This is a genomic window from Natronococcus sp. JC468, assembly GCF_012163165.1.
GTDB lineage: Archaea > Halobacteriota > Halobacteria > Halobacteriales > Natrialbaceae > Natronococcus > Natronococcus jeotgali.
In genome coordinates this window covers 1-12434 of sequence record NZ_JAAVUO010000066.1, presented here as the reverse complement: position 1 = coordinate 12434, position 12434 = coordinate 1, and the positions used below count along the sequence as shown (strand labels likewise).

Genomic DNA, 12434 nt, shown 5'->3' with positions numbered 1-12434 from the left:
AGCGCGAGGACGGCGGCGAGGAGGCCGAGGGCGACCGCGCAGCCCCACTGCGGGAGCCACCCTGTCGCGGCGGAACTCGATGAGAGCGCGGCCAACGCGAGCGGGGCCCCGACCGCGAACCCCAGCAGCGAGACGGCAACCGACACCAGCAGGTAGCCCCCGAGGCCGCCGACGGCCGCGCCGACGGCGGCGGCGACGCCCGGGCCGACCGCCTCGAGGCCGAGCGCGGGGCCGACCAGGAAGCCCGCGCCGGCGCCCGCGGCGAGGCCGACGGCGACGATTCCGTACACCGAGAGGGCGGTACCCGAGAGCAGGAGGGCGACTCCGGCGAGGACGAACGCGGCGGCGACCCCGTCGATCATGGCGAGTGTTCCCGCGCCCGAGCACATAAACGATGTGTTCACTCGCCGCGCGCGACGGGTCGGCCTCCGGAGTTCCGTCAGAGGTTTCCGGTCCCGCAAACGGTTTAACCCTCCTAATTATATCTAATTACAGTACGATGACCGAGAACTTCCCCGACTACGTCGACGTGAACTACGACGACGGCGAAGGTGAGGACCCCGAGGACTACCCGCATATCAACGACAAGATCGAGAAGGCGGTCGAGGTCACCCGCCAGGGCCTCGAGCAGTACGAGAACCCGGCGGTCATGTGGACCGGCGGCAAGGACTCGACGCTCGTGTTGTACTTCGTCAAGGAGGTCGCCGAGCGCTACGACATGGAGGTCCCGCCGGCGATTTTCATCGACCACTACCAGCACTTCGACGCGATCCACGACTTCGTCGACGACTGGGCCGAGAAGTGGGACCTTGAGGTCATCTACGCGCGCAACGAGGACGTCGGCGAGTACGTCGAGGAACACGACCTCGAACCCGGCGACGATATCGAGATCGGCGATCTGAACGAGCAGAACCAGCGCCACGTCCGGGAACTGCTCGAGTACGAGGAGGACACGTTCCCGTTCCTGCTCGACACCTACGTCGGCAACCACCTGCTGAAGACGGTCGCGCTGAACAACGCTTTAGAGGAGTACGACGTCGACGGCATCCTCTCGGGCGTCCGTTGGGACGAACAGGAGGCCCGCGCTGACGAGACGTTCTTCTCGCCGCGTCACGACCCCGACATCTACCCGCCCCACGACCGCGTCCAGCCCATCCTGCAGTTCGACGAGGCCGCCGTCTGGGAGGCGTTCTGGAACTTCGTCGTGCCCGACACCGTCGACGAGTTCCCGGACGAGGGCTACGTCCCCGAGGGGAAAGACGACCTGCCGAACGACCTCGAGCCCGCCGACACCCCCGTCTCGCCGAAGTACTGGGAAGGGTTCCGATCGCTGGGCAGCGAGATCAGCACCGAGAAGACCGAGGACGACCCCGCCTGGCTCCAGGACCTCGAGGGAACGACCGAGCGCGCGGGCCGCGCCCAGGACAAGGAGGACCTGATGGAGCGCCTGCGCGATCTGGGCTACATGTAGGCGAGGCGGACCGCTTTCGATCCCGCTTTTGCGGTTCTGACGTGTTTTCCGCGGAGCCGACGGTGCGGTTGATGTGACTCGGGCGCGGAGGAACGCCGATGACCGACGACCGCTCGAGCCCCGACGACGCCCGCCGATCGCGTCCGATGACCGAGGACAGCTACGGGATTCCCGACGACGGCGACGGAGCGCTCCCCTGGACGTTCGTCGCGGAGAAACTGGCGGCCGACCGCTACTACTGGGTCACGACCGTCCGTCCCGACGGGTTCCCCCACGCCCGGCCGACCTGGGGCGTCTGGGTCGACGGCGCCGTTCACTGCGGCGGCGGGGAGCGGACGCGCTGGGTGCGCAACCTCGAGCGAAACGACGCCGTCGTCGTCCACCGCGAGGATGCCACGGAGGTCGTGATCCTCGAGGGCCGGGCCGAACGACTCGACGAGGGGACGGCCGACCCGGACCTGCTCGAGCGACTCGACGGCGCCTACGAGAACAAGTACGACGTCCGCCACGGGGTGCCGTTCTTCCGGGTCCGCCCGGACACCGTGCTCGCGTGGTCTGACTTTCCGGCGGACGCGACCCGCTGGACGTTCTCGAGGGAGACGCGTTGAGAGGAGGGTCGTTCGGGTCCGGACCCTGGCTCGCGCGGGCGCCAGCGGAGACTCCGTTCCCGATTACGGCGCCGACCGGTGCTGCCCGTATTTGATCCCGATCAGCAGCATGATCCCCCCGAAGATCACCATCGCGGGGACCACCATCATCAGGACGGTCTCGGTCGCCATCATTCCCGAGGCGATCATTCCGACCGTTCCGAGCGCGATCAGTGCGATGAACGTGGCCGCCGTGGTCGGCAGGTCGAACTCCATACGTAATCGTGGGACGGCGAACCCCCAAAGGGTATCGGAAACCGGCAGTTCGCTCGCGCTGACGCCCGAGCGGAACCGAACGTCTTCGGAGTCAGTAGCGCCCGACCGAGAGCTACGCCTCGGACTCCGGTTCCAGCCCGTGTGCCGATTCGACGAGTTCTCGCAAGCGCCCGACGAACCGAGCCGCGGGTGCGCCGTCGACGACGTCGTGATCGACCGTCACCGTGAGACTGAGAAACTCTCGAGGAACGACCTCGCCGTCGACGAACCCCGGCTTGCGTTCGATGCCGCCGACCGTAAGCTGGAGCGCGTAGTTCGTCGGACTGATTCCCCAGCCGCCGCCGTCGCCGAACATCCCGACGGAGGTCACGGCGACCGTGCCGGCGAGGCGCTTCCAGCGGCGGGGAGAGACCTGCGGCAGTCGCCAGAACAGTCGCCGAACGGGACCCGGAAGTCGTAGCCCCGCGGCCGACAGCCCGCGCTGTCGTCCCGCGTTCGGGTCCGTCTGAGCCGCCCGGATCCCGTCGTGGATCGACTCGAGCGATCGCCGGTTCGTCGCCCTGAGAACGTGGGGGACGCCGATCCGCTCGCCGTCGACTGTCCGTTCGATCAGGACGTTCACGTCGACGTCCTCGAACCGGACGAGCCGTCCCCGCCAGTCGCGGTACGTCTGGACGCGGGGGTGGTCGTCGATCGCTCGAGCCAGACAGAAGACGAGAAACGCAGTGAACGACCGTCGCGTTCCAGTGTGCTCCTCGTGGTCGCGAATGCGCCGTCTGGCCTCGGTCACGTCGAGTTCGACGAGCCCGTGGACGACGCTCCGTCGGCCGGCGGTTCGCATGTAGTCGACGGTGCCGCGTCGTCCCGGGGGGAAGGGTTCGATCGTTTCGCCACGCTCGGTCATACGCGTCGGACCACGAGGAGGAGCATACCGCTTGGCCGCGACCCTGTCTCGGCTCGAGGGCCGCACCAGGTTCGCCAGCGCGACCGCAAGCCCAGCAGCCACCCCGGCGGGAACGCGACCGCGGTCCACATCGCCGCGTAGGTCGCGCCCGCGAGTTCGAAGTTCGCCCGGAGCAGTTCGTCGATTCCGCCGAGGGCCAGCGGGCCCTCGAGCAGCCGAACCGCGAACGCGTAGCTGGGATCGAGGACGGCCTCCTCGAGCGACAGGGTCACGAGCGCGGCGACGATTCCCCAGCCGTCGTGGCCCACCTGTGGGGGTGTCGTCTCGAGGGTCCACCGCCCCACAACGGCGTGGCCGCGACCGCGCTGTCTGGGGACGACGAGCGCCATCCAGTTGCCGTGGAGCCCCGGAGATCGGGCGCGCCCTCCCCGACGACCGTTCCCCATCCGTGTGCGGGTGCCATAGCGCCTGCGACGGCTCGAAAAGTGGTGCGATCTCTTGCTATTCAGGCGTTCGAAACTGTCGGAGCGGACTCGCTCGAGTCAGTTCCAGGGGGCGAAGTCGGGGTCGACCTCGCGGCTGACGTCGTCGATGTTGTCGATCGTGTCGACGTCCGAACGGTCGAGTTCGACCAGCAGCGACTCCCAGTTGTCCTCGATGTGGTCCTCGCCGGTCGCCTTCGGGATCGCGACGACACCCTTCTCGCGCAGCCAGGCGAGGCTGACCTGGGCCTCGCTGACGCCGTGTCGGGCCGCGACGTTCTGCAGCCCCTCGTGGTTGAACACCTGGCCGCGGGCCAGCGGGGAGTAGGCGACGACGTCGACGTCGTAGTTCTCGCAGGTCTCGCGCAGCTCCGGCTGCTGGAGCAGCGGGTGGAGTTCGACCTGGTTGGCCGCGATCGGAGCGTCGCAGACGTCGATCGCCGTCTCGAGGTCCTCGGGCATGAAGTTGCTGACGCCGACGTTCTCGATCAGTCCCTCGTCGTACAGCTCCGAGAGCGCGCCCAGGGTCTCCTCGGGGTCGTACTCCCCGGCGGGCCAGTGGACGTACAGCATGTCGAGGTAGTCGACGCCGAGACGGTCCATGCTCTCGCGAGCCGTCTCCGCGACGTCGTCGGCGCCCAGGTTGTCGATCCAGAGTTTCGTCGCGAGGAAGACCTCCTCGCGATCGACGTCGGCGCTGGCGAGTCCCTCGCCGACGGCCGCCTCGTTGTCGTAGGCCTGTGCGGTGTCGACGTGTCGATACCCCATCTCGAGGGCGGTTCGGACGCTCTCGGCACAGGCCTCGGGGTCCTCGTTCTGCCAGGTACCCAGTCCTAGCATCGGGATCCCGTTCGACGTTCGCGGACAGAAGTCTGCGGCGATTTCGTCTGCCATACCCGGAGGTTACGCCAGGATCCGAAAAGGGGTTGGGATTGCGTGAGCAAGATCGACGCCCTCGGATGCCAACTCGCCCCACAGTCGGGGCCCTCGCTACTGGTACATCCGCAGCGGCTGGGCCTGGCTGCTCTCCTCCTGACTCATCTCCTGCATCTGGCGGGCGAACTGCTCGCGTTTCTCCCGGATCTCCTCGGCCCGATCGACCAGCTCTCCGACGTTGATCGAGACGTCCGCGATCGGCGCGACGCCGTCCTCGAGCAGGACGCTCGCGGCCTCGGGGTCGGGGAACTGCGGGCTCGACTCGACGATCAGCCCGAGGCCGTCGTCGCCGTCCTGTGCGGCGCGGTTGAGCAGGGCCCCCGTCGGGCCGCTGACGACGCCGTCATCCGGCGGGGCCTCGATGTCGTGGTCCGCGAGCGTCCCGGCCGCGTCACCGGTGGCGATCCCGTACAGCGAGGGGCGCTCCTCGCGTTCGGCGGGCAGCCCGCTGAGGTAGATCGGCCGGGCCTCCCGCTCGGCGATCCACTTCGAGACGCAGTTCGTGACGGAGTCGACGGCGTCGGACGCGATCGGCGCGTCGCTCTGGAGCGCCAGCAGGTCGTGGTCCTCGCTGGCGTAGATCCGAACCGGGGGTCGCGCCCGCCCCTCGCCGCCCCGGTAAGTCACCACGCGGGGCAGCCCCTCGCAGTCCAGGCTCGCGTAGTACTCCATGTCGAGTTCCGTGACGAGGTGATCGGTCGCGATCTTGCCGACGAGCCCGACGCCGGGGAACCCCTCGACGAGCGTCGGGTTCTCGAGCGATACCTCCGGGCCCTGTCGCTGAATCCCTGCCATGTGCTATCGGTCGTCGGTGACCGACATAAAGCCGCGGCCGGCGCTTCGAAACCCACAAGCGACGGGGCCCCGAACCCGCGGGCGATGGAGCCACTCGAGCGGTATCGACCGATCGTCGACGACTTCGAGGCGTTTCTCGCCGCCTGCGAGCGCCCGCTCGGCAACGTCGTCCGGGTGAACACGATCAAGGCCACCGTCGACCGGGCGACGGCCACCCTCGAGGCGGAGGGCGTCGGCTACGAGCGGGCCGACTGGAACTCCCGAGTGCTGCGCCTCGAGACCGACTCGCCGGGCTCGACGTGGGCGTCGTTTCACGGCTTCACCCACGGCCAGGAGGAGGTGTCGGCGGTCCCCGCGACCGTCCTCGAGCCCGAGCCCGGCGAGCGGGTCTGGGACTGCTGTGCGGCCCCCGGCGGGAAGGCGACCCAGCTCGCGGCGCTGATGGACGATCGGGGCACCGTCGTCGCCAACGACAGCAACCTCGGCCGCATCTCGGCGCTGCGATTCAACGCCGAACGGCTCGGTGCGACGAGCCTCGCTGTGACGAACGACGACGCCCGCAACTACTCGCTCGAGCGGTTCGACTTCGAGGAGTTCGACCGCGCGCTCGTCGACGCCCCCTGTTCCTGCGAGGGGACGATCCGGAAGAACCCCGACGCGCTCGACGGCTGGTCGGAAGGCTACCTCGACGAGGTCTCGGGGATCCAGAAGGGGATTCTCGGACGAGCCGTACAGGCGACGCGGGAGGGCGGCACCGTCGTCTACTCGACGTGTACGTTCGCCCCCGAGGAGAACGAGGCCGTCGTCCAGCACGTTCTCGAGGCGGAGGACTGCCGAGTCGTCGACTTCGACCTCGACCTCGAGCACTCGCCCGGACTCGCCGAGTGGGACGGCCAGGAGTACGACTCGAGCCTCGAGCGCGCCGCGCGGATCTACCCCCACCAGAACGACACCGGGGGATTCTTCGTCGCGAAACTGGAGGTGACCGCCTGATGGGCGACGACGCTTCGAACGGCGCGAGCGAGGGCGAACTCGAGCAAAACGACGGCCAGCGGTTCGGCCGCCTGCCGGCGACCGCCGCCGAGCGAACCGTCGAGGGGCGAGCCAGCCGCGAGGCGGTCGTCGACTACTTCGCGGATCGGTTCGGAATCGCGCCCGAAACGTTCGACGACCACACGTTCTGGGAGAAGGGGGCGGGCAAGATCTGGGTCTACGGCGGGTCGGCTCCCTCCCCGGTCGAGATCGAGGCCCTGGGGATGACCTGCCTGCGGATGCGCCAGGAGCACTGGAAGCCGACGACTGACTTCGTCCAGCGGTTCGGCCGGGCGGCCGAGGAGTGCGTGATCGAACTCGAGTCCGAGGAGGCCCGCGCGTTCGCCGCGGGCGAGGACCGAGAGCTCGAGCGCTGGGACGGCGACTGGGGGTACCTGATCGCCGCCCACCGGATCGCGGGCGAACTCGAGCCGATCGGCGTCGGGCTCTACGTCCACGGCGAGTTGCGCTCGATGGTCCCCAAGGGACGCCAGCGGCAGCTGTAGGTTCGGCCGAGTCCGTCGCGGCGGTTCAAGTCGATGCCGACCGCAGCGTCGCACGCTCGCACCCGCGAACGGTCACCTCGTACCCGGCGTACTCGAAGGTAACCGTCCCCGGCGAGCGATCGTGAAACAGCGAGTCGAGTGCCTCCGGATCGATCCGCTCGTACAGCGGCGGCATCGTCGTGGGATCCAGTTCCTTCAGGCCGGCGACCCCCAAAACGATCGCCTCGCTCGGTGTGGACGCATCGGTGTCGGTGAGTTCGAGCTGCCGTACTGTCATGGCGTTTCGTACGCCTCACCGAAGGATGCGCTCGGAGGTTGCCATGGCGCCCGTTTAAGTGCGGCTCGGATCGAGTCAGCGGTCGTCCACGGCGACGGTCGGGTACAGCGAGACGTCGATGAGCGTCTTCGTGGCTCGCCGAAGCAGCTTCGAGAGGTTCTGGTGGGACGTGTCGAGCTCCGCGGCGAGTTCGCGCATCGTGATCTCGCGCGGAACCTCGTAGTAGCCGCGCTCGCGGGCGGTTCGAAGCGCCTCGAGCTGGCCCGACGTGAGGTGAGAGATCGGATACCGACGGTCCGTTATCGGCGAGAGTTCCAGGAGCTCGAACGAGTACCCGCGATCGACCAGCGTCTCGCGGAACGCATCGAACTGATCGCGGCCGGCGAATCGAAGCCGCAACTGCCAGCCGGCGGCGGTCGCCGCCGCCGTCAGCACCGACCCCGCGTGGTCGACGTACGCGTCGATCCGCTCGTCGATCTCGTCGGTCCAGTCGACCAGGTAGTACTTCTCGTCGTTGAACTCGAGCGTCTCGACGATCTCCTCGACGGACGGATCGGCCGCGAGGGCGTCGTCGACGTCGTCGAAATCGGCGTCGGCGACCCAGAGACACGGCATCGTCCAGTCGGTCGCGTGGGCGGCGATCTGCTCGACTTCGATCTCGAGCGACGGGAGCCGCTCAAGGGTCGCCGCGAGCGCGAGGGCCTCGGGATCAAGACGGATGGTCGCGAGAAGCATGTGGAAACGAAGGAGGCCCAACGGCAAAGCCCGAGCGGAGCCGATTTCGGCGAGCTTCACTCGCGCTCGACGATCGTCCCTCCCGCGAGCCCCTCCCACTCGACGCGGTAGCCCAGCTCCGAGAGGACCGCGCTCGAGTCCCCGATTCCATACGTCTCGAGTGTCGCCTCTGCCTCGGACAACGACGAGCCGGCCTCGATTTCCTCGTCCAGCGCCTCGAGCACCGACGGGCGAACGAGCGTCCGCCCGACCAGTTCGTGCTCGGGGAAGGCGACGTCGGCCAGCGCGTCCTCGCTGACGCCGCGGTCTGCGGCCAGCGCCTCGAGGGTGCGGACGTCCGCCTTGGGTCGCAGTTCCTCGGGCAGTGCGGCCGCGCTGTCGGCGACGAGCTGGCGCTCGTACTCCCGGAGGACGTCGCGGACGTCCTTCAGCCGGACGCTGCCGGAGTAGGGGATCGCCCGGAAGTCCCGCGCCGCGATCTCCTCGCCGACGCCAAGCGACTCGTCGACGGCGACGACCAGCTCGACGTCCTCGAGATCGGCGAGCTGGGCGAGTTTCTTCTCGACGTACTCGGGCGTCCAGAACCCCATGATCTCGAAGAAGACCCGGAACTCGCCGTACGCGTAGTCGAACGCGAAGTCAGGGATCATCACCCGGGTCCCGGTCTCGAGGGGTTCGGGCTCGCGGACGAGCTCCCAGTCCAGATCCAGACTCGAGAAGCGTCCGGCGAAGTCGGCCTCGACGCCGCTGTCGAAGGAGACGTCCGCGACGGGCTCGGCGTCGGGTACCCGCACGGGATCGGCGTCGGAGAGCTCGAGGACCCGTTCGGTCCCCCGGTCGTCGATCGTCGCCTCGAGGCGCCACTCGCTCGCCTTCGCGATCGTCCGCAGGAGCCGCGCGAACCGGGTGCCGTACCGACGCGTCGCCCGGAACAGGTGGGTCGGACCGGTGACGACGACCTCACGGTCGCTCAGGGCGGTTTCGTTCGCGTCACCGGCGTCGGTCTTGCGGATCTCGTACATCAGGCGCAGCCGCTTGATCGCCGACACCAGCGCCTTCGGGTCGCTCGAGCGCACCCGCAGCTCGATCGCGTCGAACAGCGCCGTCTGGGCCAGCGAGAGGTTGTACTGCGCGACCAGCCCGTCGGGGTCCCACCGGGGGTCGACCGCCTCGAGCACCTGTCGTTCCTCGAGGTCGGCGTACAGCGCCCGCTCGAGGGCCGCAGTCGAGAGTCCGAGCCCGTCGGCCGCGCGGTCCAGCGCCGTCTCGCGCTCGGCCTCGGTGACGACGCCGACGGCCTCGGCCGCCTCGAACGTCGTCTTTCGGGCGCGCTCGGGCTCGATCTCGGCGTCGGTCTCGAAGCATGCGTCGCGCTCGAGCAGGGCCGAAAAGCCCCGGACGAGCTTGAAGTGGTCGGCGTCGCGCTCGAGGTCCGCGAGTGCGGTCTCGAGCTCCTCGCGGGAACGACCGACGTGGCCCTGGTAGGTCCCGACGACGCGGGCGGCAAGCGGGCGGTGCTCGCGGCTCGCGAACTGCGGGTGGTACCCGCCACCCGCCCGCGAAACGCGAAGCAGGTCCTTCGTCAGCATCAGTCTCGAGTGGGCGCGGCGAACGCAAAAGTGATCCGACCCGGTCGGGCCGGGTTCAGTCGTCCGCGAGCTGGGAACTCGAGGTCGGCACGGGAACCTCGGCGACCGCGGAGCCCGTCCTCGAGGTGGCGTCGACCCCCAGCTCCCGTGGCTCGAGTACGCCCTCGCGCTCGAGGTCGTCGCCGTCCGACTCCTCCTAGTGCCGACAACGGTGCTTCGCGAGCGCGGACTCCTGGCCCCGATCGGCGCGAGCTGGCGATACGCGCGTGGCCGCGGGTTCGCGTTGCTGGGGATCCTCCTCCTCGTCGGTATCGGCTCGTGGCTGCTCGCGCGTCCCCCTGGTAGGGACGTCCTCAGCGCGACGTTCGCCGGAACCGTCCACGCCGTTTCGCTCGTCGACCTGTACGAGCGCTGCGTCGGTTCGTGAGCGCGGTCATCGGCCGGAACGTAGATTTCGAGCCGTCACTCCCGCCGGCGCCTCGAGGTGCGCTCCTCGGCGGTCTCGCTCGCGACGACCTCGTACAGCAGCGCGCGGCCGCCGTCTTCTTTCGGCCGCAGGATCCGTCCGAGTCGCTGGGTGAACTCTCGCTCGCTGCCGCTGCCCGAGAGGACGACCGCGACGTTGGCGTCGGGAACGTCGACACCCTCGTCGAGCACGTTCGAGGTCGCGATCCGCGAGTAGGTTCCCTCGCGAAAGCGCTCCAAGATCTCCCGGCGCTCGGCGGCGCCCGTCTGGTGGGTGATCGTCGGGATCAGGAACCGCTCGCTGACGTCGTACGCGAGGTCGTTGAACGCCGTGAAGACGATGATTCGCTCGCCGCGGTGACCGTCCAGAATTTCCTCGAGCGCGTCGACCTTCGCCTCGCTGCCGTAGGTGATCTCGCGGGCGCGCTGGCGCGCGAGCAGGGCCTCGCGGGCCTCGGGGTCCGACCCCGAGCGCTTGACGAGCTCCTGGTAGTCCGAGCCGCTGGTAAACTGGATGTTCGATCTCGCGAGGTAGTCCGCGAACACCTCCTGGTTGCGGTCGTACTCCTTGCGCTCCGCTGGCGTGAGCGACACCTCGAGCCGTTTCACGTCGTAGGGCGCGAGGTGCTCGCCCGCCAGTTCGTCCGGCGAGAGACGGTAGACCAGCGGGCCGACGATCTCCTCGATGGTTTCGTGGGCGCCGTCGGGTCGTTCGAAGGTCGCGGTCAGCCCGAGTCGCGCGGGCGCGGCGAGCAGGCGGGCGATCTCGCGGTAGCCCTCGCCCCCGAGGTGGTGGACCTCGTCGAAGACGACCAGCCCGAACCGATCGCCCACCGAGTCGGCCTTGAGGTAGGCCGAGTCGTATGTCGAGACCGTGATCGGCTCGAGTCGCTGCTCGCCGCCGCCGAAACGGCCGATCTCGCGGTCGAACTCCCGCTCGAGTTCGCGCTGCCACTGCTCGAGCAAGTCGATCGTCGGGACGACCACGAGCGTCGGCGTCGCGAGGCGCTCGATCGCCTTCAGGGCGATGACGGTCTTCCCGCTGCCCGTGGGCAACTCGAGGACGCCCCCGGGGGCGCGGTCGACGGGGAGGTTGCCGTCGGTGTCGGCCCAGCGGTCGGTCTCGAGCCAGGCCGACAGCGCCTCGTCCTGGTACGCCCGGAGCTCGTAGGCCGAACGGAGCTCGGAGAAGGTGTCGAGCTCGAGCACCCGGTCCCGAACGTCGGCGTCCTCGAGGGCCAGCGCCGCCCGGAGCGACGAGTACCGCAGGGCGGGGACCCGTCGGCCGCCCGATCTGGGATCCGCCTCGAGTTCGGGCACCCGTTTCCGCAGCGTCGACGCCAGCTCCGACCCGAGCCCCTCGAGGCGGACGGTGCCGTCCTCGTATCGGAGCTCGATGGCCGCTTCCTCGACCGTCGGTGTCACGCCGAACACTGCGGTCGGCGGACACATATATCGTCGGATCGAACCCCGTCGAGCCCGGATCTCAACCCTTTTACCGCCGCTGGTCGTTGACCCGATCATGAGCGAAGACGAGGGCACGAATGCGTCAGCCCAGGGTGTCCCGTCCGAGGATCGACCCGACGACGGCGACGGCGTCGAGACCGACGCGGGGGACGAATCGGACGCGGAAACGGCCGAGCCGGAAGCGGAGACGACCGGCGACGAGAGCGAGGCCGACGAGGAGACCGTCGAGCAGCTCCGCGCCGAGCTCGAGGAGGCCGAGGCCGAGATCGAGGACCTCGAGAGCCGGCTCAAGCGCAAGCAGGCCGACTTCCAGAACTACAAGAAGCGCGCGAAAAAGCGCCAGGAGCAGATGAAAGACCGCGCGACCGAGGATCTGGTCGAGCGCCTCGTCGGCGTTCGCGACAACCTCAAGCGCGCCCTCGAGGAGGACAGCGACGACGTCGAGAGCCTGCGGGAGGGCGTCGAGATGACCCTGCGGGAGTTCGACCGCGTCCTCGACGAGGAGGACGTCTCCGAGATCGATCCCGAGCCGGGCACCGAGACCGACCCCCAGCGCCACGAGGTCATGATGCGGGTCGACAGCGACCAGCCCGAGGGGACCGTCGCCGACGTCTACACGCCGGGCTACGAGATGGGCGAGAAGGTCATCCAGAACGCCCAGGTGACGGTCTCGAACGGCGACCTCGAGGACGACGCGTCGTCGGACGACGGAACCGACGCCGAGTAGGTCCCCGTTCGGCTCCCGACTGGTTTTCTCGCCGAGCCGTCGAGCGCTCGAGTCGGTGCGCTGTCGCGGACGATGCGAAGCTGTCAGCTCCCGTCGACGTCGGACAAGGAATTTTGCAGTGTTGAACGCAAGACAGCGGCAGCATCGAAATTGTGACATTCAATTTTCCATCAGTACCGACGCTC

The 12434-nt window shown here is 68.7% G+C and carries 14 protein-coding genes and 2 pseudogenes; 6 read left to right on the top strand and 10 right to left on the bottom strand.

The features are described from left to right. Positions 1-362: pseudogene (locus GWG54_RS19640) on the bottom strand (phosphate ABC transporter permease); the annotation flags it as partial. Between the two features lie 137 nt (positions 363-499). On the opposite strand from GWG54_RS19640, the gene GWG54_RS19635 reads away from it, so the two are divergent. After that, entirely contained in the window at positions 500-1471 is a 972-nt protein-coding gene (locus GWG54_RS19635; RefSeq protein ID WP_167939343.1) for a phosphoadenosine phosphosulfate reductase family protein, read from the top strand. A gap of 98 nt (positions 1472-1569) precedes the next feature. Next, the gene (locus tag GWG54_RS19630; protein ID WP_167939342.1) at positions 1570-2079 is read left to right on the top strand and encodes a pyridoxamine 5'-phosphate oxidase family protein; all 510 of its coding nucleotides are present in this window, start codon (positions 1570-1572) and stop codon (positions 2077-2079) included. 63 nt (positions 2080-2142) lie between these two features. Here GWG54_RS19630 and GWG54_RS19625 read toward each other — a convergent pair whose 3' ends face one another. The 5 genes and pseudogenes from GWG54_RS19625 to GWG54_RS19605 all read right to left on the bottom strand — a co-directional run bounded on the left by GWG54_RS19625 (position 2143) and on the right by GWG54_RS19605 (position 5451). Continuing rightward, on the bottom strand, positions 2143-2334 hold the full coding sequence (locus GWG54_RS19625) for a hypothetical protein (protein WP_167939341.1): 192 nt from the start codon (positions 2332-2334) through the stop codon (positions 2143-2145). 112 nt (positions 2335-2446) lie between these two features. Beyond that, the gene (locus GWG54_RS19620) at positions 2447-3238 is read right to left on the bottom strand and encodes a 2-oxo acid dehydrogenase subunit E2 (RefSeq protein WP_167939344.1); all 792 of its coding nucleotides are present in this window, start codon (positions 3236-3238) and stop codon (positions 2447-2449) included. A 54-nt stretch (positions 3239-3292) separates the two neighbouring features. Beyond that, positions 3293-3684: pseudogene (locus GWG54_RS19615) on the bottom strand (hypothetical protein); the annotation flags it as partial. Positions 3685-3780: 96 nt separating this feature from the next. Further along, positions 3781-4614: an aldo/keto reductase gene (locus GWG54_RS19610; protein WP_167939340.1), complete on the bottom strand. Its 834-nt coding sequence runs from the start codon at positions 4612-4614 to the stop codon at positions 3781-3783. Between the two features lie 96 nt (positions 4615-4710). Next, positions 4711-5451, bottom strand: a complete 741-nt coding sequence (locus GWG54_RS19605; RefSeq protein WP_167939339.1) for a proteasome assembly chaperone family protein — start codon at positions 5449-5451, stop codon at positions 4711-4713. Between the two features lie 84 nt (positions 5452-5535). Here GWG54_RS19605 and GWG54_RS19600 point away from each other — a divergent pair, with 84 nt between their 5' ends. Together GWG54_RS19600 and GWG54_RS19595 are read left to right on the top strand one after the other, a co-directional pair. Next, entirely contained in the window at positions 5536-6444 is a 909-nt protein-coding gene (locus GWG54_RS19600; protein WP_167939338.1) for an RsmB/NOP family class I SAM-dependent RNA methyltransferase, read from the top strand. Beyond that, complete coding sequence (locus tag GWG54_RS19595; RefSeq protein WP_167939337.1) at positions 6444-6989, top strand: hypothetical protein; 546 nt, start codon at positions 6444-6446, stop codon at positions 6987-6989. Before GWG54_RS19600 ends, GWG54_RS19595 begins: the two co-directional genes overlap by 1 nt. A gap of 25 nt (positions 6990-7014) precedes the next feature. Here the strand turns inward: GWG54_RS19595 and GWG54_RS19590 are convergent, their stop codons facing one another. The 3 genes from GWG54_RS19590 to GWG54_RS19580 all read right to left on the bottom strand — a co-directional run bounded on the left by GWG54_RS19590 (position 7015) and on the right by GWG54_RS19580 (position 9590). Then, the gene (locus GWG54_RS19590) at positions 7015-7266 is read right to left on the bottom strand and encodes a HalOD1 output domain-containing protein (protein ID WP_167939336.1); all 252 of its coding nucleotides are present in this window, start codon (positions 7264-7266) and stop codon (positions 7015-7017) included. Positions 7267-7341: 75 nt separating this feature from the next. Next, positions 7342-8001 (bottom strand): helix-turn-helix domain-containing protein, encoded by a 660-nt coding sequence (locus GWG54_RS19585; protein ID WP_167939335.1) that lies wholly within the window; start codon positions 7999-8001, stop codon positions 7342-7344. Between the two features lie 56 nt (positions 8002-8057). Beyond that, positions 8058-9590 (bottom strand): DUF790 family protein, encoded by a 1533-nt coding sequence (locus GWG54_RS19580; RefSeq protein WP_167939334.1) that lies wholly within the window; start codon positions 9588-9590, stop codon positions 8058-8060. A 199-nt stretch (positions 9591-9789) separates the two neighbouring features. Here GWG54_RS19580 and GWG54_RS19575 point away from each other — a divergent pair, with 199 nt between their 5' ends. Continuing rightward, complete coding sequence (locus GWG54_RS19575) at positions 9790-10017, top strand: hypothetical protein (RefSeq protein ID WP_209438542.1); 228 nt, start codon at positions 9790-9792, stop codon at positions 10015-10017. Positions 10018-10052: 35 nt separating this feature from the next. On the opposite strand, the gene GWG54_RS19570 is transcribed toward GWG54_RS19575, so the two are convergent. Continuing rightward, positions 10053-11507: a DEAD/DEAH box helicase gene (locus tag GWG54_RS19570; protein WP_167939333.1), complete on the bottom strand. Its 1455-nt coding sequence runs from the start codon at positions 11505-11507 to the stop codon at positions 10053-10055. A 70-nt stretch (positions 11508-11577) separates the two neighbouring features. Here GWG54_RS19570 and GWG54_RS19565 point away from each other — a divergent pair, with 70 nt between their 5' ends. Then, positions 11578-12249: a nucleotide exchange factor GrpE gene (locus GWG54_RS19565; protein WP_167939332.1), complete on the top strand. Its 672-nt coding sequence runs from the start codon at positions 11578-11580 to the stop codon at positions 12247-12249. The last annotated feature ends 185 nt before the right edge of the window (positions 12250-12434 follow it).